We start from the raw sequence: 20,522 nt of genomic DNA, 5'->3' as shown, positions 1-20,522 counted from the left end.
AAACCCAGCGCATCCGCGGCACCGCGGCGCGCTCGACAAAGCGCGCCCAAACATCACTCGAGCGGATCGGAAGTCGACCTAAAGAACGCGCTCCAGCGCGCCGGCGAACCTTGCAACCGCACCTTCGACGTCATGCAGTTTTTCCAGGCCGAACAATCCGATGCGGAAGGTCTTGAAATCTTCAGGCTCGTCGCATTGCAGCGGAACGCCGGCCGCGATCTGCAGGCCGACATCGGCGAATTTCTTGCCGGATCGAATGCCGTCATCGTCCGTGTAGCAGACCACGACGCCCGGTGCCTGAAAACCTTCAGCCGCCACGCTCCTGAAACCCTTGTCGGCCAGCAGCGCACGAATGCGCTTGCCGAGCTCGAGCTGCTCCGCTCTCACCTTGTCGAAACCATATGCGTCGGTTTCCTTGATCACGTCGCGCAGCGTCGCGAGACTGTCCGTGGGCATCGTCGCGTGGTACGCGAACCCGCCGTTCTCGTACGCTTCCATGATCTGCAGCCATTTGCGCAGATCGCACGCGAAGCTGGTGCTGGTCGTCGCATCGATTCTTTCGCGGGCGAGCGGGCTGAGCATGACCAGTGCGCAGCAGGGCGGCGCACTCCAGCCCTTTTGCGGCGCGCTGATCAGGACATCGACGCCGCTGGCCTGCATGTCGACCCAGACCGTACCGGAGGCGATGCAATCCAGTACGAACATGCCGCCGACGGCATGCACGGCGTCGGATACCGCGCGCAAATACGCATCGGGCAACATCATCCCGGATGCGGTTTCGACATGCGGCGCAAAGACCAGATCCGGCTTGTGCTCCCTGATCGCGGCGACCACTTCGTCGATCGGGGCCGGTGCATAGGCGGCCTGCCTTCCCTGTTCGACCGGGCGTGCCTTCAGCACCGTCGTGTCGGACGGAATGCTGCCCATGTCGAAGATCTGCGACCAGCGGAAACTGAACCAGCCGTTGCGGATGACCACACACTTCTTGTTCGTCGCGAACTGCCGGGCGACGGCTTCCATGCCGAACGTCCCGCTGCCCGGGACGACGACGACCGACTTCGCGTTGTAGACCTGTTTCAGCGAAGCGGAAATGTCATGCATGACGCCCTGAAAAAGCTGCGACATATGATTGATCGATCGGTCGGTGTAGACCACGGAGTATTCGAGGAGCCCGTCGCGGTCGACATCGGGAAGTAAGCCTGGCATGGTCGTCTCCGGTAATAGATGAACAATGGCGTCGGGGCGAGCCGTATCCGTGACGGGGTACCGCTGCACCGATGCAAATTCGTTTTTTTTCTCGACGAAAGCCGATTCTAACGAAGGCCGCCCGCAACCTGGCGCATATTTTGTCTGGTCTCTCGCGCACGCTTGAAGTTGCGCGGCGGCGGCCGGAGCGAAGCGCCGGCGGCCTGCGAAACGGCGCGCCCCCATGCGCGCGCAGCGACGGTATTGAACGGAAGATCGAGAACCGTCGAGACGCCGGCCTGCAACACGGCGCGGACGTGATCGGCGATCACATCCTTGATGCGCGTTGCACATCGGACATAGTGGTCGATCGACAGAATCTCGCCCGGATAGAGGCGAGCAAGCCAATCGTCTTCGCTGATCGGGATGGTCCGCTCGGCGCTTGCGAGCGTCGCGGTCAGCGTCGATTTTCCGGACGCGATCTTGCCTCATACCCATGTGCAGCGTGACCGCATCGTTCGATGCCGTCGCGCGATGCGTCGTTTCAGTCTGCATTTCCAGGCTCTCCATCGATTGCCCGGAAAGCAAAAACCCGCCTTCCGGGCGGGTTGTGATGACATGCATTCGGTCGATGGCTACCCCGCCGGCAATATTGCGGCGCGTCCACGTCACGCCGCCCCACCACTCTCCTTCGGAAACACCCCCTTGCTCATCGCATCCAGCTGCCGGACGATCTCCGAACGCAACTCGGCCGATACCTCGACGCTGTCGAGCAATTCCGAAATCCACAGCCCGTCGGCCGCGAGCCGGCAGATCATCAGCGTTGCCGCCCGCTCCAGCGGCACGGGATCGGGCCGCGTCCATTCCCGCATCGGCACCGACCATCGCGCGCGCGTCTCCTGCTCGGTAATCATCGACGCGACCAGCACGCGCAGCACATCGGTACTCGCCGCCGGATTGGCCGCGTCGAGCACCGCGTGCAGATAGGCCCGCGCCGCCGCGCCGTCGCCGCCGGGATCCGCCGCCGTCCGCGCGGCCATTTGCGCGGCGAACCGCTCGGTCGCCTGCCCGAACAGCGCATCCAGCAGCCCCTGCTTGTTCGCGAAGTGATATTGCAGCGCGCCTTTCGTCACGCCGGCACGCTCGGCAACCGCATCGAGCGTCAACGCAGCCACGCCGTGATGCGTCGCAATCTCGGATGCCGCCGCCAGCAATTGCGCGCGCACCTGATCCGGCGCTTTTTTCCGCCGCACGCCGGCAGCGGCGGCAGCCACCGGCGCCGATGATTCTTCGGATGCCCGCACAGCGGCCGTTCCAGCCGGTTCGACAGGCGCGGACACGTCGTGCGGCGCGGGTTCAAGGCGTTTTTTCATGGTGCGGATGTTAGCACCCGAGAGTCTCGATATAAACATTCCGGCTGGATGGTATGATCCGCCGCATGAACAAACCCGCCCCATCCCCCTGGTCCGCGCTCGACACCGCCATCGCCCGTGGACGCGACGCGCTCGTGCGTCTTCAGCAGCCCGACGGCAGCTGGTGTTTCGAACTCGAATCCGACGCGACGATCACCGCGGAATACATCCTGATGATGCATTTCATGGACAGGATCGACGACGTCCGCCAGCAGAAGATGGCGCGCTACCTGCGCGCGAACCAGCGGCTCGACACGCATGGCGGATGGGATCTGTACGTCGACGGTGCACCGGACGTGTCGTGCAGCGTGAAGGCGTATTTCGCGCTGAAGGCCGCCGGCGACAGCGAACACGCGCCGCACATGGCCCGCGCGCGCGACGCGATCCTGAAGCTCGGCGGCGCGGCGCGCTCGAACGTGTTCACGCGCATCCTGCTCGCGACGTTCGGCCAGGTGCCGTGGCGCGCGGCGCCGTTCATGCCGATCGAATTCGTGCTGTTCCCGAAGTGGGTGCCGATCTCGATGTACAAGGTCGCGTACTGGGCGCGCACGACGATGGTGCCGCTGCTCGTGCTGTGCTCGCTGAAGGCGCGCGCCCGCAATCCGCGCAACATCTCGATCCGCGAGCTGTTCGTCACGCCGCCCGACGAAGAACGTCACTACTTCCCGCCCGCGCGCGGCATGCGCAAGCTGTTCCTCGCGCTCGACCGCACGGTCCGCCATATCGAGCCGCTGATGCCGAAGCGCCTGCGCCAGCGCGCGATCCGCCATGCAGAGGCATGGTGCGCGGAACGCATGAACGGCGAGGACGGGCTCGGCGGCATCTTCCCGCCGATCGTGTACAGCTACCAGATGATGGAGGTGCTCGGCTATCCGGACGATCATCCGCTGCGGCGCGATTGCGAAAACGCGCTGGAAAAGCTGCTGGTCACGCGGCCCGACGGCAGCGTGTATTGCCAGCCGTGCCTGTCACCGGTGTGGGACACCGCATGGAGCACGATGGCGCTCGAGCAGGCGCGCGGCGTGGCAGTGCCGGAAGCCGGCGAGCCGGCCGGCGCGCTGCGCGAACTCGACGAACGTATCGCGCGCGCGTACGACTGGCTGGCCGAGCGCCAGGTGAACGACCTGCGCGGCGACTGGATCGAGAACGCGCCAGCCGATACGGAGCCGGGCGGATGGGCATTCCAGTACGCGAACCCGTACTACCCCGACATCGACGACAGCGCGCTCGTCACCGCGATGCTCGATCGCCGCGGCCGCACGCATCGCAACGCGGACGGCGCGAACCCGTATGCGCCGCGCGTCGCGCGCGCGCTCGACTGGATGCGCGGGCTGCAATCGCGCAACGGCGGCTTCGCGGCCTTCGACGCCGACTGCGACCGCATGTACCTGAACGCGATCCCGTTCGCCGATCACGGCGCGCTGCTCGATCCGCCGACCGAAGACGTGTCGGGCCGCGTGCTGCTGTGCTTCGGCGTGACGAAGCGCGCGGACGACCGCGCGGCGCTCGCGCACTGCATCGACTACGTGAAGCGCACGCAGCAGCCCGACGGTAGCTGGTGGGGCCGCTGGGGCACGAACTACCTGTACGGCACGTGGAGCGTGCTGGCCGGCCTCGCGCTTGCCGGCGAGGACAAGTCGCAGCCGTACATCGCCCGCGCGCTCGACTGGCTGCGCGCACGGCAGCACGCGGACGGCGGCTGGGGCGAGACGAACGACAGCTATATCGACCCGAAGCTCGCCGGCACGAATTCCGGCGAGAGCACGTCGAACTGCACCGCGTGGGCGCTGCTCGCGCAGATGGCGTTCGGCGACTGCGAATCCGATTCGGTGAAGCGCGGCATCGCGTATCTGCAGTCGATGCAGCAGGACGACGGTTTCTGGTGGCACCGCTCGCACAATGCGCCGGGCTTTCCGCGCATCTTCTATCTGAAGTATCACGGCTATACCGCGTACTTCCCGCTGTGGGCGCTTGCGCGTTATCGGCGGCTCGCGGGCGCTGCGTCATCGCCGGGCTCGACCGTGCGCGGTAGGATGGCAGTGGAAACAACCGACACGGCAGTCGCCTGAGCGACGCCGCGCCGGCGCGCTCCACTCCACCCAACTCGACGAAGCATGCCGATCATGATCGACGTTTCATCCATTACCGACGCGCTCACCCCGAGCGGCGAGCCGACGCAGTACCGCGTGTCGCCCGAGAAGCTGATTTCGGGCGATCCGCTGCAAGCCCTCACGCCCGGCTTCGCGAGCCCGTGCGGCCGTTTCTCGACCGGCATCTGGGAAAGCACGCCGGGTTGCTGGCACGTCGCGTACACCGAAGCGGAATACTGCGAGATCCTGGAAGGCACGTCCGTGATCACCGACCTGGAGGGCAACAGGAAGACCCTGCGTGCCGGCCATCGTTTCGTGATTCCGCCGGGTTTTCGCGGCACGTGGGAAGTCGTCGAACGCACGCGCAAGATCTTCGTCGCGTACGACGAACAACCGCCCGAGTAAGCGGCGGCGCTTCGTCCGCCGCCGGAAGCATTACCGGCCGCCGCCGAGCGACTCGAGAATCCGGTATGCCGTCTTCACTCGATCCTCGATCGGGAAGCTGCGGTTCGCGAGCATCACGATCGCGATCCGCTTCGCGGGGACGAACGCGACATACGTGCTGAAGCCGTTGGTCGAGCCCGTCTTGTTGATCCACGTGTCCGGGTTCGGCGCGAGCGGCGGCTTGATCGCGCTGGCCGGCGTCGCATCGAACAGCATCTTCGGCGCGTTGCCTTCGAGCAGCGTCGGCAGCGCGACCGGATACGGATACTGCTCCCAGATCAGGTCCTGCGTCAGCGGCCCTGCACGGAAATAGCCGGTGTGCGTGCGCTCGATCGCGCGCTGCAGCCGCGGCGCCGTTTCGACCAGCCCCATGTTCGCCTGCACGAAACGCAGCAGGTCGGCCGCCGTGGTCCGGACGCTGTACGCCGGCTGCCACAGCATGCCGCCCGTCATCCGGATCGGCTTGCCGTCCTGCGTATAGCCCTGCGCGTAGTCGGCCGTGCGCGCATCGGGCACGTTGATATACGTGTGCGTCATCCCGAGCGCGGGAAAGAGCCGCTGCTCCATCAGCACCGAGAAATCGCGATTCATCGCCTTCGCGGTGAGCCGCCCGAGCATCCCGATCGCGACGTTCGAATACGTGCGGCGCGTGCCCGGCGCATACGCAGGCCGCCACGCGTCGAGATAGCGGATCAGGCCGGCATCGTCGCGGATGCTGTCGGGCACCTGCAGCGGCATGCCGCCCGGCGTGTGCGTACCGAGCTCGAGCAACGTCACGCCGCCGAACGGCTTGCCCCGCATTGCGGGCAGGTACTTGGCCGCAGGGTCCGACAGCGACAGCTCGCCGCCCTCCTGCGCATCGGACGCGAGCGTCGCGGTCAGCGTCTTGCTGACGGAGCCGATCTCGAACAGCGTGTCGCCGGTGACGGGCTTGCCGGTTTGCGTCGACATCACGCCGTAGTCGAACACGTAGGGCTTGCCGTCGGCGACGATGCCGATCGCCATGCCGGGAATGGCGTACTGCTTCATCAGCGGCGCGACGTGGCGGGTCACGGTTGCGTGGATGTCGTTCTGCGTGACTGCGGCCGCGCGGCCGGCCATGGCGGTGGCGCACGCGGCGACGAACAGGGTCGCGGCGAAGCGTGTCGCGTTGAATCGCATGGTTGCGGTTCCTTTGATATCGGATGGTTGCACGAACAACAGATTCGGCCGCGCCGCGCGGAAATCGCGTGGCCGGCCTGTCGAAGCAGGACTATCCATTACCGGCCAGCCGCGAACAATCGACGATATGTTGCGCGAGCCTAAAGAAAAACTTATGAGATACGCGAAGCGCCGGATTGCAACGCGGCAATCACGAGCCGTTTGCCGGCTTGCCGTAAAAACCTGTCGGTTTTAACAGCATTCAATCCGGCGATCGAATGGCGCTGCATCGAAAATCGATGAAAAAGAGATAAGTCTTGTCAGATCGGCAAACGCCGGCGCGCCGCGCGATTGATTAGCCAGCGCGGATCGCAGTAAACTCGCGGCAGCAAAAAATAAAATCCATCCTGAGAGAAACCATGAATCGCCATTCCTCGATCGCCCGCTCCCGCGTCGTTGGCCGCTGCGCGGTCGCGTGATTTTCACGCGTCGACCGACCTGCATCGGGCACCCGCGATACCGCCGCGTATCGCGCCCGCATGCCCTCCAGCACGCAAGCCAAAAACCTCCAGGGTCCCGCCCGCGGACACCCTGCCTGACCGGAGAGTGACCCCGTGACCGAAACCGTCGCCGCGTCCGCCTATCGGCCGCGCGATGTCGTCAACGCGCCCGACATCAAGGCGGCCATCGCGCGCCGCAGCGCCGAGCGCCGCGATCCGGCCGACATCCGCGCGTGGCTCGGCAACCATTTCTTCCGCTGGGTCGTCGGCGCGTTCGAGCAGGCGCAGCCGCTCGATTCGCTCGCCGATTACCGCGCGCTCGCCGGCGCCGACCGGCCGGCGCCCGACTGGCTCGTGCGCCGGTTCCGCGCGCAGCCGGCATCCGGCGGCGTCATCGGCGCGGCGGTCGAGCCGAAGCCGCTCTACTTCATCGATCCCGAGCACATGCTGCTGATCGACCGCGAGCGCGTGCTGGTCGAATTCCTGCGCTCGCGCGCCGGCACGCGGCTCGCGCAGAAACTGCAGCGCATCACGTGCGCGATGGCGCTCGACATGTGGGAGCGCGAACACCAGCGGATGCAGGCGCGCCGCGACAAGGGCTGGGTGCCGAGCAGCGGCCTCGCGCTACGCGAGGTGCTGCGCACGCCGAACGGGATCGTCTTCGAATTCGCCGGCGATCATGCGGCGCTGCGCGAGGAGCTGGCTTACGAGTCGTACTACATGCAGCACTGTCTCGGCCAGTTCGCGGATCGCCGCCGGCTGCGCGGCGGGTACGGCGAGCAGTATGCGCAAGCCGCGCAGGACGGCCGGCTGCGCCTGTTCACGCTGCGCGGCGCGGGCAACCAGCCGCACGTGACGATCAGCCTGTCGGTGACCGGCGACGGCCTGCACATCGACCAGATCAAGGGCAAGCAGAACCGCCATCCGGTGCGCCGCTATGCGGACGACGTGCGCCAGTTCCTGCGCACGCTCGCGCCGCGCGGCGAGCGTCATCCCGACTGCGAGGGCATGGGCCTCGTGTTCGAGCCGGACACGCCGGGCGCGGCCACCGGCGAATGGACCTTCGTCACCGACGTGCGCTCGCCCGACCATCTGCTGAGCGTAATGAGCGAGAACTTCCACCTGATCGAGCATTTCGCGCAGCCGCCGGCCGTGCTGCAATGGCTGCTGCTACGCAACGCGCCCTACGCGCTCGGTCAGCTTCGGCAAATCGATCCGGCCGTCGCGGCGGCTGCGCGCCACGCGTTGCCGGGCGATGCGCTGCCGGCCGCGCGCGAACCTGATGCACCTCGGGCAGCGGCCGCCTTCTCGATCGAGGGCATTCCGATCGATCCCGCGCTGTGCGCGGCGTTCGCGCTGCCCTCAACAGCGGCCGGGAGCCCGTCATGCTGAAACTGCTGATCGGCGCGGCCGTGCTGTGGCTCGTGTGGTACGTGTGGCGATCGTTGCGAATCGCCGCGCGGATGGTGCGCGAAGTCGACGCCGACCAGGCCGCGGGCACCGACCGCGCGGTGCCGGTCCGGCAGACCGCCGCGGTTTCGCTCGCCCGCACGCTCGCCGACCAGGCGCCGCCGAACCGCCGCCGCTGGTCGCTCGCACTTGCCGACATCCTGCTGATCCGCAACGGGCTGCGCTGCGATTGCGACGACCTCGTGTACGCGCTGCCCGACACGCAGCGCGAACAGCTCGCCCGCCAGTTGCGGCGCGAACTCGACCTGCCGGCCGACCTGCCCGAGTGGCAGATCGTGCAGCGCGTTGCGCCGATCCTCGCGGGCTGGATACGCGGTGTCGGCCGCTCGCACGAAGGCTTCTACGAACAGCTTGCGGCCGTTGGGCGCGTGCGCGACGCGCTGGCGTTCGATTGCGCGCGCACCGCGTTTCTCGTGCGCTGCATCGCGCTGCTCGGCTGGGCGTCCGAACAGCAGGCGTGGGTCGTGCTGCTGCTCAATGCGCAGCGCGCGCAGGACAGCTTCGATAGCTGGGAAGACTTCGGGCTCGCGTATGCGCGGGCGCGCCAGCACTGGTTGCGCGGCAGCGGCCAGGACGGCCCAGCGTCGTCACGCGCCACGCAGGAAGTGCGCGAGCACCTGCGCAATCCGTCCGGAAACTGGCTTTCGCTGCCGTGGAAGCGCTACCGCATCTTCGATCCCCAACCCGTTTCGTCATGACCGCCGACACCGACATGTCCTCTGCTCCCGCCGACCTGATTCCGCCCGCGAAGTCCCGATGGTTCATCTGCGACGTCGACGCGCTGCTGCGCGCGGGCGACTTTGCCGCGCTCGACACGCAGCTCGACGCCGCGCTCGCCGCCAGCTTCGCCGACCGCACGGCCGAGGCGCTGTACGTCGACGCGCTGCCGGCCGACGTGCAGCCGTGCATCGAAGCCGGCGCCGAAGGCCTCGCGCGCCTGCGCGCCTGGCAGGCCGCGAACCCGCAATCCGCGCACGCGTGGCTGTGCGAGGCGCATTACTGGCACCACTGGGCGTACGAGTACCGCGGCTCCGGCTGGGCCGAGACGGTGACAGAAACCGGCTGGATCTGCGCGCATGCGTGCGCAACGCTGACGATCGTCGCCGCGCTGCGCGCGCTCGTGCTCGCGCCGACGATGTGGAGCGCGCCGAAGGTGATCTTCACGAGCGTGTCGTCGTTCGACGAACCCGAGTGGCTCACGCAGCTCGTGCAACAGCGGCGCCGGCCCGTGACCGAGCTGCACCTGAACGTCGGCGCCCACGACGAGGCCACTCGCGCCGAACTGCAGGGCATGCTCGCGCGTTCGGGGCTGAACCCCGACGTACCCGTCGCCTGCCTGGCGGAATTTCCGGAAGCGCTGCCCGGCCCCGTCCAGGGCAAGAAGCTGCGCAAGGGCAAGTGGTACTGGATGGAAGCGACGCTGCACATTCACCCGCACCAGTTTTTCCCGATGCGCACGTTCATCTGGTACATGCAGCCGCGCTGGGGCGGCTCGCACGACCACGTCCGCGCGTTCGTCGATTCCGACGCGTGCGCGCACCTCGACGCGGTCGAGAAGGACCGGCTGCGCCACGAGATCTGGCGCGACGGCCATATCGGCAATACGCTCGATTCGAATGACGACGACGACGATGCACGCCGCGCGATGGCCGCGACGCTCGCGCGGGCCAGGGCCGCACTGCATCCGTATCACCGCTGGGAAACGCTGCACTGGCTCGCGCACAGTCATTTCATGCGCAGCGAATACGAGCAGGCTTACGCGCGCCTGCAGGAAGCCGAGCGCGATCAGCCGATCGACGACAACCACGCGATGGCAATGGGCGTACGGCTCGCGCTCGACCTCGATCCGCAGGGCACCTGGCTGACCGGCGCGATCGAGCGCGCATCGGATGCGCGCGCATGCACGTCGGCGATGATCCTGCGCGGCTACGCCCATCGCACCGGCACGTTCGGCTTCGCGCAGGACGACGCACGCGGCGATGCGTGGCTCGAAGCCGCGCGCGTGAACGAGCCGGGCTCGCTCGCATGGAACCAGCTCGCGTCGGCGATGCGCGACGAAGGCCGTCGGCCCGCCGACGCCGTCGCGCTGTGCGAACTCGGCTATGAAGCGGGCGGCGATTCGTGCGGCTACCTGCTCGGCTGCTTCTACGAAGACGGCATGCATGTCACGCAGGATCTGTATCGCGCCGCCCATTACTTCCGCGAGTCGGTCGACGACGGCGGCAACATGGCCGCGTACAAGCTCGGGTTTGCGTACTATCACATCGCGGGCGCCAGCAAGGACGAAGCCGAACGCACGCGCATGCAGGTCGAAGCCGTCGAGGCCGCGCGCATGGCGCACGAGATGGGGCATACCGAGGGCCTCGAGACGATGCTGATGTTCATCGCCGACGTCGACGATCTCCCGTCGCGCCATCGTTACGTCGACGAACTGCGCCGCCATGCGGAAGGCGGCCATCCGGCGGCGATGGCCGCGCTGTCGTCGATCCTGGCCGACAGCCGCGACAAATCGCTCTACAACTATCGCGAAAGCGTGCGCTGGATCATGGGCGCCCAGGCGATCGCGCCGGACGACGAATACGTGCGCAACATCACGCGCCTGCGTCACGAGGACGGCATGCTCGGCAAGCTGCTGTACAAACTGCACCGCAAGCAGATCAAGGCGCACGAGATTCCCGGCAACGACAACGCGATGGTCTGAGCACGGGCGACCAACGCGCGCGCCCATCGACGGCGCGCGCGGGCCGCACGAGCGGTCAACCCGGCAGCCGGTCGAGGAAGGCCAGCATCGCCGCGTTGAATCGCGCGGGCCGCTGCAGCGGCGCGAAGTGGCTCACGCCGGGCAGGATCGTCAGCGTCGCGCCCGGAATCGTGCGCGCCAGATACGCCGCATGCTCGGGCCGGATGAATTCGTCGTGCTCGCCCTGTACGATCGTCACCGGCACCGCGATCGCCGCGAGATCCTGTGCGCTGTAATTCGGTTGCGTGCGCATCATTTCGCCGACGGCCGAAACGAATGCGTCGAACTGGTCCGGCGTTGCGGACAGTTGCGCGTAGTCCTTCCGGTGGCGCGCGAAGCAGCGGTCGATCAGCGGGCTCGGCACCATCTCCTTCGTGCCGCCCGGGTCCATGTTGCACGCGAAGAAGAACACGCCGGCCGCGCGCTCCGGCGCACGGGCCGCCAGCACGAGCGCGATGCATGCGCCGTCGCTCCAGCCGACGAAGCGTGCGCGGTCGACGTGCAGCGCGTCCAGGACCGCAAGCACGTCCGACGCCATGCGTTCATAGGAATACGGTTGGTCGTCGCGCGTGCTGCGGCCGTGGCCGCGGCTGTCGATCAGGATCGCACGGTAGCCGGCCGCGAGCAGCGCCGGCACCTGGTTGCCCCAGTTGCCGCCGTGGCCGAGGCCGCCGTGCAGCAGCACGACCGGCGGGCCCTGGCCGAACGACGCGTGCCAGATGCGCGCGCCGTCGTGTTCCAGCCATCCTTGCGCATCGGCCGTCGGCAGCGGCGTGCCGCCGTGCGCGTCGAAGCGGACGAGTTCGTCGTCGTCGAGTTCCGCATGCATCGTTCTGCCGTCCTTTCGAGGGAGACGAGTTTGCGATTGTAATGCGTGCGGCCGACGCGGCATTAACGGCCGCGCGCAGCCGGAAACCGTCAGGCCTGCGTCGACACCAGCCCGCCCGCCGACGAGCCGCCCGACTTCTCGATCGCCGCCGCGAGCTGCGAGATCGCCGTCGCCAATGCCGCCGAGATCGCGCTGGCTTCCGCGCTCAGCGACTGCTGTTCGACCGCCGCGGCCGGGTCGTCCTTCGCGCGCTGGGCCGCGCTCGCCATCTGCCGCTCGAGCGTCGCGAGCTGCTTCTGCAGCCGTTCGATCAGCGCCTTCAACTGGCTGACTGCCGGGCTTTCCGACGACGCGCCCGATGCGCCGAGCGTTTCGCCGCTGCCGCCGGTCGAACGCTTCGCGCCGGTGGTACTCGCCGTGCCGGTGGTACCCGCGGTATCCGCTGCGCCGTCGGCGGATGATGTCGTGGCCGATGCGCCCGGCGCGTTTGCTGTAACGCTGCCGTCCGCCAGCGGGGATCGCGCGGTCGTGGAAAAATCGATCTGCATCGTGTCGGTCCGTATGTCGGTAAACAAATCGTGACGGGGTGGCATGAAATGCCTTCCGACTCGTTTACGACATTCGTCATACGAAACTTGAGTATCGGGGTCGGACGGATTCCGCGGTAGATCGCGGCACTCAAGTCGCGAAAGGGCCAGATTGGCAGCGAAACGGCGCTGGTAAAATTGCCGCTTTGCCGGGCGGATCCGCGCGTCGACGGCCTGCGGGCACGGTCGCGCAACGCCGCCGGGTTCGACTCCCGCCCTTCCGGGCGTGGCACGTGCGCGTGCCGCGCCGCCGTCGCGGCTTCGCGGGTCGCCCTCTCCGTCCGCCTTCGTGGCCCCCGCGCCCCGGCGCGCCGGGCCCGCCGGGCGGCGCCCACTTCATTACGCATTCGAGGAACACACGATGGCCCGCATCGGCGCCTTCTGCATCACGACGTGGCTTGCCGCCGCGATTCTCTACTTCGGCCAGCATTCCGTTGCGATGATCGCGCTCAGCGGTGTCGTCGTATTCGGCGGGTTCGATCTGCTGCGGCCGTAACGCGCATCGACAGGCGCCTGGAAAATCCGGGCGCCGCATGAATGCACGGAGGTGAACGAACCGGCGCCCCACGCGTCAGCGCGGCAACGTCCTCAACGAAGACGGCCCACCGGTCAACGCAATACGCTTGCCCGTATCGCGCAGCTTGCCGCCTTCCACCGCATAGAGCGCCAGTTGCCGTTCGACGTTGAACTGCACGATCACGTGCCGGTTGTCGGCGGTAAACACGATGCCCTGCGCGGCTTCGCCGCCGGGCAACTCGCTGGTCTGCACGGCCTGCCCGTCGCGGATCTCGAACAGCAGCACCTTGCCGAGCTTGCGGCGGCCCGGATTGTCGGGCGTCAGGTTCGAGCCGTCCATCGCCTGCACGGCGATCCATTTCCCGTTCGGCGAAATCGCGACGCCTTCCGGCAGCGACGGCACCGTCAGGTACTGGACCGTCCGGAACGGCACGCGCGACACGTCGATCAGCGCGACCGTATCGGCGTCGCCCGCGAGCGTGCCCGTATAGCCCGGCAGCCCCGCGAGCCCGACGTTGCTGACGACCGCCCAGCGGTTGTCGCTCGACACGTCGATCGTGTAAGGCGCGACGCCCGTGCTCAGGCGCGTGCCGCTGTCGGTCACCTTGCCGTCGTCGACGTTCAGCACCGCGACGCCCTGCTCGTCGCGCAGCGACACGAGCGCATGCTTGCCGTCGTGCGTGAAGCTGATCCCTGCGAGCCGCTTCTTGCCGATCTTCAGGTTGCCGTCGAGCGTCACGCGCGTGCCGTCGATGCGCAGGATCGATACGCTGCCGTCGACATTGGCGACAAGCGCGAGCCGGCCCGAACGGTCGATCGCGATCCCTTGCGGATGCGTGCCGAGCTCGATGCGCGTGATTGCGGGCGGAGCGGCGTCGAGATTCACGACCTGCAGGAACGTGTCGAACAGGAGCTGCTTCGCGGCCGCGTCGTAGCGCGTCGGCGCGCCGACGAGCGCGAGCTTCGCGTCGGGCGTGATCGCGACGGCCTGCGGCGGCCCCTGAATGCCGTTCTCGACGTCGACCTGCAATGCGACTTTCGGCGGGAACGTGCTGGCGTCGAGCAGCGTCAGCGTGTCGGCGGGAGGTGAGGCGAGGAAGGTGTCGCGGCCCTCGACGCGCTGGTACTTGCCGTCGTTGCCGGACACGATCCAGTCGGCGGCGTGCACGGCGACGGCCGTCGTGGCGAGGGTCAGCGCGGCGAGCAGGCGCGCGCTGCGCAGGCGGAAAGGATTCGAATGCATGGCGGTCGATTCTCCGGATCGGTTGCGGACGCAATGGATTGCACGACCCTGCTGCTCGACGGGCCGCTGCCATCGCATGATGCCCGAAAGCGTGCAAATCCGGCGTCTCGCGCCCCGCTCCGTCAGGCCGCCGGTGACGCGCCCGCCCCCCACCGATCGACGTTGTCGAGCGGATACACGGGCCGCGCAAGCCGCTCGTAGCGAAACAGCCCGTAGTCCGAGCCCGTCACGCCGCGGCTGTCGCATTCGACCAGCGCGGCCGCGATCGGCACGAACACCGGCCGGCAATACATCCGCGATTTCAGCAGCAGGAAGCGCGCACGGCGCGGATCGACGCCGACGCTCTCGAACACGCCGAGATCCCATGGCTCCTGCGTGCGCTCGGTGACGACGAGCGTCGCCGCGCCGATGTCGAGCACGGCCGTGCGGCCCATGTACGCGCGCTGGCCCGTATAGGTCGGCCCCGTGATCACGTATTCGCCGTCGGTAATGGCGCGCACGACACCCGTCGCGCGAAACGGCTCGCGCCGCACGCCGCCGTGCGACGGCAGCCGGTTGCCGACCGGCACCGTGACGGTCGCGCCAACACCCGCATCGATCAGCGCCGCGACGGCTTGCGGGTCGCACAGCGGCCCGCTGACGATCCCGTCGAGCCCCTGCGCAAGCGCTTCTTCGAGCAGGTCCATCGTGTCGCACGGGCCGCCCGACATGCAGTTGTCGCCGTGATCGAGCATCAGCACCGGGCGGTCCGCGCCGCGCGCGAGCGCCGCGGCCTGCGCGACCGACTCCGCGAGCGGCGCGCTGCGGTAGACGAATTCGTCGCGTGCGTCCCAGATCTGCCGCGCAATACGTTCGGCGACGGCATCGGCCACCGCGCGATCACCGTCGCCGACCACGACGACACTGATGCACGGCGCGGGAATGTCCGCGAGCGAGAAACCCGAAAGCACCGACACGGCGAGCACGCCACCGACCTCGGCCTCGGCCGCGTGCGCGGCCTCCACCGCGCGCCGCATCGCGCCTTCGGCGCTCGCGCTGCGCAGCGTCGACGTCATCAGCGGCGGTTGCCGCCACGCAAGCACCGGCCGTGCGCGACCATGAAGCCGGTCGAGCAGCACGCGCGCCGCATGCTCGCCCGTCTCATACATGTCGACATGCGGATAGGTCTTGAAGCTGACGATCACGTCCGCGTGGTCGATCATCTTCTGCGTGACGTTCGCGTGCAGATCGAGCGCGACCGCGATCGGCGCGTCGGGCAGCGCCGCGCGCACGCGCGCGAGCAGGTCGCCCTCGCCGTCCGCGCTCTGCTCGGCGACCATCGCGCCGTGCAGGTCGAGCATCACCGCGTCGCAGCCGGGCGCGGCCGCGACGATCGCGTCGCAGATCGCCGCATACGCATCGGCCGCAACGGGCCCGCTCGGGTTCGCGGCCGCCGACACCGGCGTCACGATTTCAGCGCCTTCACGCGCGGCCGCATCGATGAACGCGGCCATCGCGGTGCGCATCCCGTGGTTCGCGCGATACGCGTCGTCGCCCCAGTCGGGGCCGTTGCGGCCGAACGCGGCGAGCGGCGTCGGCACCGGCGAGAACGTGTTGGTCTCGTGGTTCATCCGGGCGATCAGGATCTTCATCGTGCGCCACCTTCCGCAATCCCGGCAGCGCCCAGCATCGCCTGCAGCAGCACGTTGCAGCCGGCTTCCAGATGCACCGGATCGGCGTCCTCGATCTCGTTGTGGCTGATCCCGTCCTTGCACGGCACGAAGATCATCGCGGTCGGCGCAACGCGCGCGAGATACACGGCGTCGTGGCCCGCGCCGCTGATCACGTTCATCGACGACAGCCCGAGCGCGCTCGCGCCGGCCCGAACCCGCTCGACCAGCGTCGCGTCGAACGGCTGCGGCGCGAAGTACACGACCTGCTCGACGTCGATCCGCATGCCGGCCGATGCGCGCAGGTCGGCGCACGTCGCGCGCAGTTGCGCATCCATCGCCGCGAGCGTCGCGTCGTCGGCCGCGCGCAGGTCGACGGTCAGCGTCACGCGGCCAGGAATCACGTTGCGCGAATTCGGGTACACGTCGACCCAGCCGACCGTGCCGCGTCCGTGAGGCGGATGCGCGCGCGCGATGCCGTTCACCGCGCGCACGAGATCGGCCGCGACCAGCAGCGCGTCGCGCCGCAGCTCCATCGGCGTCGGGCCCGCGTGCGCCTCCATCCCGTGCACGGTGACGTCATACCAGCGCTGCCCGAGCGCGCCCTCGACCACGCCGATCGTCGTGTCGTGCGCCTCCAGCACCGGCCCCTGCTCGATATGCGCTTCGAAATACGCACCGACCGGATGCGCGTCGCGCCCATCGTCCACATCGTCCACATCGCCCGCATAACCGATCGCGACCAGCGCGTCGCGCACCGACACGCCGTCGCGATCGCACTGCGCGAGCGCGTGGTCGAGCGTGAACGCGCCCGCGAACACGCCGGAGCCCATCATCACGGGCACGAAGCGCGAGCCTTCCTCGTTGGTCCAGACGGCGACCTCGAGCGGCGCACGCGTGCGCACGCCCACGTCGTCGAGTGTGCGCAGCACTTCGAGGCCCGCGAGCACGCCATAGTTGCCGTCGAACTTGCCGCCGGTCGGCTGCGTGTCGATATGGCTGCCCGTCGTCACGGGCGGCAGGTCGTCGCGTTCGCCCGCACGCCGCGCGAAGATGTTGCCGATCGCGTCGACACGCACCGTGCAGCCGGTTTCCTTCGCCCATGCGACGAACAGGTCGCGCGCCTCGCGATCGAGTTCGGTGAGCGCGAGGCGGCACACGCCCCCTTTGTCGGTCGCGCCGATCCGCGCGAGGCGCATCAGGCTGTCCCACAGCCGCGCGCCGTCGACGCGCAAGCCGGACGCCGCGACGCCCGGTGTCGAATCCTGAACTTGCATCGATGGAATTCCTCGCAATGAAAGGGCACGGCGCTTACGCGACGCCGACGCCCAGGTAACGGTCCTTCACCTCGTGATCGGCGGCGAACGCCGCGTTGCTGCCTTCGTAGACGATCACGCCCTGTTCGATCACGAAGTGGCGGTCCGCAAGCCGGGTGCACACTTCGAGGTTCTGTTCGACGAGCAGGATCGCGACGCCGGCCGCCTTGATCCGCTTCAACTGCTCGACGATCTCCTCGACGATCACCGGTGCGAGCCCCTCGACCGGCTCGTCGAGCATCAGCAGCCGCGGGTGGTTCATCAGCGCGCGGCCGATCGCGAGCATCTGCTGCTCGCCGCCCGACAGCTGCGCGCCGCCGTTGCGGCGGCGCTCCTTCAGGCGCGGAAAGATCCGGTAGATGTCGTCGAGCTGCCACGGCGAATCGCGGCGCGCGCCGAGCCGCAGGTTTTCCTCGACCGACAGCAGCCGGAAAATCCCGCGATGCTCGGGCACGAAGCACAGGCCGCGCGCGGCGATTCGGTGCGCGGGCTGCCCGGCGATCGGCCGGCCCGCGAACGTCACCGCGCCGCCGGTCGGCGCGACGACGCCCGCGATCGTCTTGAGCGTCGTCGACTTGCCCGCGCCGTTGCGGCCGAGCAGCGTCACCGTCTCGCCTTCGTTCACGTTCAGCGTCATGCCCTGCAGGACGTGGCTCTTGCCGTAGCACGCATGGACCTCCTTCACGTCGAGCATCATGCGCGGCCTCCCGTGATCATGTTGCCGAGATACGCACTGCGCACGCGCTCGTCGCCGCGAATCGCGTCGGGCTTGCCTTCGACCAGCACGCGGCCCTGCTGCATCACCGTGATCGTGTCGGAGATGTCCATCACGATTCCCATGTTGTGTTCGATCAGCACGACCGTGTAGTCGTCGCGCAGGCCACGGATCAGCGCCTTCATGTCGTCGAGATCGTCGATCCCCATGCCCGACGTCGGTTCGTCGAGAAAGATCGCGCGCGGCCGCGCCGCCAGCGCCATCCCGACCTCGAGCCGGCGCTGCTGGCCGTGCGACAGCACGCCGGCCGCCGTGTCGGCGAAGCGCTGCAGGCCGAGCCGCTCGAGCACGTCGTCGACGATGCCGTCGTGCGCGAGCGCACCGCGCGGCGGCGTCCACGGATTCAGCGCGCGCCGCGATTCGACGCCCTGTGCGGCAACCCGCAGGTTCTCGCGCACGCTCAGGTTCGGAAACAGGCTCGTCACCTGGAACGAGCGTGCGATGCCGCGCCGCACGCGTTTGTGATCGGGTTCGCGCGACACGTCGTGACCGTCGAACAGGATCGAGCCCGACGTGATCGGCAGCGTGCCCGTCAGCGTATGGAACAGCGTCGTCTTGCCCGCGCCGTTCGGGCCGATCACCGAATGCACGGTGCGCGGCATGATCCGCAGGTCGACGCCGCCCAGCGCCGTGAACTTGCCGTAGCGCTTGACCACGCCGCGCGCCTCGAGAATCGCTTCGCTCATTGCTGCTCCCTGGCCGTAGCCGCCGTGCGTCCGGTGCGCCGAAGCGACGCCGCGACGCGTTCGCCCAGCCCCCACAACCCGCGCTGCATGAACAGGCTGACCGCGATCAGCACGAGGCCGAGCAGCAGCAGCCAGCGCGGCCACAGCGTCGCCAGCCAGTCCGCGAACAGCACGTAGAACGCCGCGCCGAGCACCGACGCGAACAGGTTGCCGGTGCCGCCGATCACCGTCATCACGAGGATCATCTCGCTCGTGTGATAGTCGATGTTCGACAGCGGCGCGATGCCCGTCATCAACGCGTGCAGCGCACCCGCGAGGCCCGTGACCGCACCCGAGATCACGAACGCCGCGAGCTTGAAGCGCTTCACGTCGTAGCCGGCCGCCGCCGCGCGCGCCTCGTTGTCGCGGATCGCGAGCAGCGTACGGCCGAACACCGAGCGCGACACGCGCAGCAGCAGCCAGAACACCGCGACGAACAGCACCGCGACGAAGCCGTAGTAGCGCCATGGCGAGTCGAGCGAAACGAGCGGATGCCCGAACGCGGCGAGCGCGGGGCGCGGGATGTCGAGCAGCCCGTTGTCGCCGCCCGTGACGTCCGGCGTCGTATAGGCGAGAAAGTAGAACAGCTGCCCGAACGCGAGCGTCAGCATCACGAAATAGGTGCCGCGCTGCCGGATCGAGAACCAGCCGACGAGCGCTGCCGCGACGGCGCCGAGCGCGGCGGCAGAGAGCAGCGCAACGCTCACCGACGCGACGCCGCGCGTCAGCACGAGCCCCGCCGCATAGCTGCCGAGCCCGAAGAAGATGCCCTGCCCGAACGACAACAGCCCCGTGTAGCCGAGCAGCAGGTTGCAGCCGAGCGCGGCGAGCGCGAACACCAGCACTTCGGTGGCGAGCGAGCCCGAACTCAACACGAGCGGCAGGACGCAGGCCACGGCCACCGCGAGCCAGCCTTCCGGGCGTTGCAACGCGGCGCGCCATGCCGGCGCGCGCTGCGAGGCCGCCGCCCCCGGCGGCAGCGGTTTCGACGATTCGATCATGCGGCCCTCCCCAGCAATCCGTTCGGACGCAGCAGCAGCACGGCCGCCATCGCGACGTAGATCATCAATCGCGCGCCTTCCGGCCACAGCGTGCTCATCAGGCTCTGCACGATGCCGACCAGCAGCCCGCCGACGAGCGCGCCGAGAAAATTCCCCATCCCGCCGACGACGACCACGACGAACGCGACGCCGAGCGCCTCGATGCCCATGAACGGATCGACGCCGCGGATCGGCGCGGCGAGCACGCCCGCGAGTGCCGCCGTCGCCGCGCCGAGCGCGAACACGAGGCTGAACACGCGCGTCACGTTGATGCCGAGCAGCGAGACCATCTCCGTCGATTCGCTGCCCGCGCGCACCGTGCTGCCGAGCCGCGTGCCTTCGAGCACCCACCACAGCAAGGCGGCGAGCACGGCCGTGAACGCGATCACGAACAGCCGGTATTTCGGGTAGACGAAGCCGCCCCAGATCACGACGCCGTTCAGCGCGTCGGGCGGCGGCACGTTGTCGCCGAGCGGGCCCCATGCGAGGATCGCGCACTCCTGCAGCACGAGCGCGAGCCCGACCGTCGCCAGGATGTGGAATTCATGCTGCTGCGCGTACACATGACGCAGCACGAGTTTTTCGACGCCCCATGCGAACGCGCCGACGACGAGCGGCACGACCGCGAGCGCGACCCAGAAATTCGCCGACCATTGCAGCGCCTGGTAGCAGAGATACGCACCGAGCAGGTAGAACGCGCCGTGAGCGAAATTCACGAAGCGCAGCAGGCCGAATACGATCGACAGGCCGACGGCGAGCAGGAAATACAGCATGCCCACGCCGATGCCGTTGACGATCTGCAGCAGATAGACGTTCATGGCTTCCGTGTCGGAAAGGAAGGTAACGGACGTCCGCGGCGCA

General features: G+C 68.2%; 19 protein-coding genes. 7 read left to right on the top strand and 12 right to left on the bottom strand.

The window, feature by feature from the left end; all coding sequences use genetic code 11:
• Positions 1-78: 78 nt before the first annotated feature.
• On the bottom strand, positions 79-1,206 hold the full coding sequence (locus ACPUER_RS06440; RefSeq protein WP_425130676.1) for an aminotransferase class V-fold PLP-dependent enzyme: 1,128 nt from the start codon (positions 1,204-1,206) through the stop codon (positions 79-81).
• A gap of 71 nt (positions 1,207-1,277) precedes the next feature.
• Here ACPUER_RS06440 and ACPUER_RS06435 point away from each other — a divergent pair, with 71 nt between their 5' ends.
• Positions 1,278-1,694 carry a hypothetical protein gene (locus ACPUER_RS06435; protein WP_425130680.1) on the top strand — a complete coding sequence of 139 codons (417 nt, stop codon included), beginning with the start codon at positions 1,278-1,280 and terminating at the stop codon, positions 1,692-1,694.
• A 159-nt stretch (positions 1,695-1,853) separates the two neighbouring features.
• On the opposite strand, the gene ACPUER_RS06430 is transcribed toward ACPUER_RS06435, so the two are convergent.
• Positions 1,854-2,558, bottom strand: coding sequence for a TetR/AcrR family transcriptional regulator (locus ACPUER_RS06430; RefSeq protein WP_425130675.1), 705 nt, complete (start codon positions 2,556-2,558; stop codon positions 1,854-1,856).
• Positions 2,559-2,611: 53 nt separating this feature from the next.
• Here ACPUER_RS06430 and shc point away from each other — a divergent pair, with 53 nt between their 5' ends.
• Complete coding sequence (gene shc / locus ACPUER_RS06425; RefSeq protein ID WP_425130654.1) at positions 2,612-4,666, top strand: squalene--hopene cyclase; 2,055 nt, start codon at positions 2,612-2,614, stop codon at positions 4,664-4,666.
• 54 nt (positions 4,667-4,720) lie between these two features.
• A complete protein-coding gene (locus ACPUER_RS06420; RefSeq protein WP_425130653.1) occupies positions 4,721-5,092 on the top strand; it encodes a cupin domain-containing protein in 372 nt (123 codons plus the stop codon).
• Positions 5,093-5,122: 30 nt separating this feature from the next.
• Here ACPUER_RS06420 and ampC read toward each other — a convergent pair whose 3' ends face one another.
• Positions 5,123-6,292, bottom strand: a complete 1,170-nt coding sequence (ampC, locus tag ACPUER_RS06415; protein WP_425130652.1) for a class C beta-lactamase — start codon at positions 6,290-6,292, stop codon at positions 5,123-5,125.
• A gap of 593 nt (positions 6,293-6,885) precedes the next feature.
• Between ampC and ACPUER_RS06410 the strand changes: the two genes are divergently transcribed.
• The 3 genes from ACPUER_RS06410 to ACPUER_RS06400 are packed head-to-tail and all read left to right on the top strand — an operon-like array spanning position 6,886 to position 10,942.
• Entirely contained in the window at positions 6,886-8,163 is a 1,278-nt protein-coding gene (locus ACPUER_RS06410) for a hypothetical protein (protein WP_425130651.1), read from the top strand.
• Positions 8,157-8,939, top strand: a complete 783-nt coding sequence (locus ACPUER_RS06405; protein WP_425130650.1) for a DUF1266 domain-containing protein — start codon at positions 8,157-8,159, stop codon at positions 8,937-8,939. The genes ACPUER_RS06410 and ACPUER_RS06405 overlap by 7 nt, the downstream gene beginning before the upstream one ends.
• Positions 8,940-8,953: 14 nt before the next feature.
• Positions 8,954-10,942 (top strand): DUF4034 domain-containing protein, encoded by a 1,989-nt coding sequence (locus ACPUER_RS06400; RefSeq protein WP_425130649.1) that lies wholly within the window; start codon positions 8,954-8,956, stop codon positions 10,940-10,942.
• Between the two features lie 55 nt (positions 10,943-10,997).
• On the opposite strand, the gene ACPUER_RS06395 is transcribed toward ACPUER_RS06400, so the two are convergent.
• Together ACPUER_RS06395 and ACPUER_RS06390 are read right to left on the bottom strand one after the other, a co-directional pair.
• A complete protein-coding gene (locus tag ACPUER_RS06395) occupies positions 10,998-11,810 on the bottom strand; it encodes an alpha/beta fold hydrolase (protein ID WP_175963392.1) in 813 nt (270 codons plus the stop codon).
• A gap of 89 nt (positions 11,811-11,899) precedes the next feature.
• On the bottom strand, positions 11,900-12,358 hold the full coding sequence (locus tag ACPUER_RS06390) for a hypothetical protein (protein ID WP_175963479.1): 459 nt from the start codon (positions 12,356-12,358) through the stop codon (positions 11,900-11,902).
• Between the two features lie 400 nt (positions 12,359-12,758).
• Between ACPUER_RS06390 and ACPUER_RS06385 the strand changes: the two genes are divergently transcribed.
• Positions 12,759-12,893 (top strand): hypothetical protein, encoded by a 135-nt coding sequence (locus tag ACPUER_RS06385; RefSeq protein ID WP_006405345.1) that lies wholly within the window; start codon positions 12,759-12,761, stop codon positions 12,891-12,893.
• 75 nt (positions 12,894-12,968) lie between these two features.
• Here ACPUER_RS06385 and ACPUER_RS06380 read toward each other — a convergent pair whose 3' ends face one another.
• From ACPUER_RS06380 to ACPUER_RS06350, 7 genes are all read right to left on the bottom strand, one after another.
• Positions 12,969-14,156, bottom strand: a complete 1,188-nt coding sequence (locus ACPUER_RS06380) for a YncE family protein (protein WP_425130648.1) — start codon at positions 14,154-14,156, stop codon at positions 12,969-12,971.
• 122 nt (positions 14,157-14,278) lie between these two features.
• Positions 14,279-15,787: a M81 family metallopeptidase gene (locus ACPUER_RS06375; protein ID WP_425130647.1), complete on the bottom strand. Its 1,509-nt coding sequence runs from the start codon at positions 15,785-15,787 to the stop codon at positions 14,279-14,281.
• On the bottom strand, positions 15,784-17,082 hold the full coding sequence (locus ACPUER_RS06370) for a Zn-dependent hydrolase (RefSeq protein ID WP_425130646.1): 1,299 nt from the start codon (positions 17,080-17,082) through the stop codon (positions 15,784-15,786). The genes ACPUER_RS06375 and ACPUER_RS06370 overlap by 4 nt, the downstream gene beginning before the upstream one ends.
• A gap of 34 nt (positions 17,083-17,116) precedes the next feature.
• A complete protein-coding gene (locus ACPUER_RS06365) occupies positions 17,117-17,818 on the bottom strand; it encodes an ABC transporter ATP-binding protein (protein ID WP_425130645.1) in 702 nt (233 codons plus the stop codon).
• Complete coding sequence (locus tag ACPUER_RS06360; RefSeq protein WP_072440446.1) at positions 17,815-18,582, bottom strand: ABC transporter ATP-binding protein; 768 nt, start codon at positions 18,580-18,582, stop codon at positions 17,815-17,817. The genes ACPUER_RS06365 and ACPUER_RS06360 overlap by 4 nt, the downstream gene beginning before the upstream one ends.
• A complete protein-coding gene (locus tag ACPUER_RS06355; RefSeq protein WP_425130644.1) occupies positions 18,579-19,622 on the bottom strand; it encodes a branched-chain amino acid ABC transporter permease in 1,044 nt (347 codons plus the stop codon). Before ACPUER_RS06355 ends, ACPUER_RS06360 begins: the two co-directional genes overlap by 4 nt.
• Entirely contained in the window at positions 19,619-20,479 is an 861-nt protein-coding gene (locus ACPUER_RS06350; protein ID WP_072440443.1) for a branched-chain amino acid ABC transporter permease, read from the bottom strand. The genes ACPUER_RS06355 and ACPUER_RS06350 overlap by 4 nt, the downstream gene beginning before the upstream one ends.
• Positions 20,480-20,522: the final 43 nt, after the last annotated feature.

Origin of the sequence: Burkholderia sp. DN3021, from assembly GCF_049805555.1 — a bacterium.
GTDB classification, from domain to species: Bacteria; Pseudomonadota; Gammaproteobacteria; order Burkholderiales; family Burkholderiaceae; genus Burkholderia; species Burkholderia pyrrocinia_C.
Note: the sequence above shows the minus strand (reverse complement) of the source record. Positions and strands in the feature narration are given on the sequence as shown.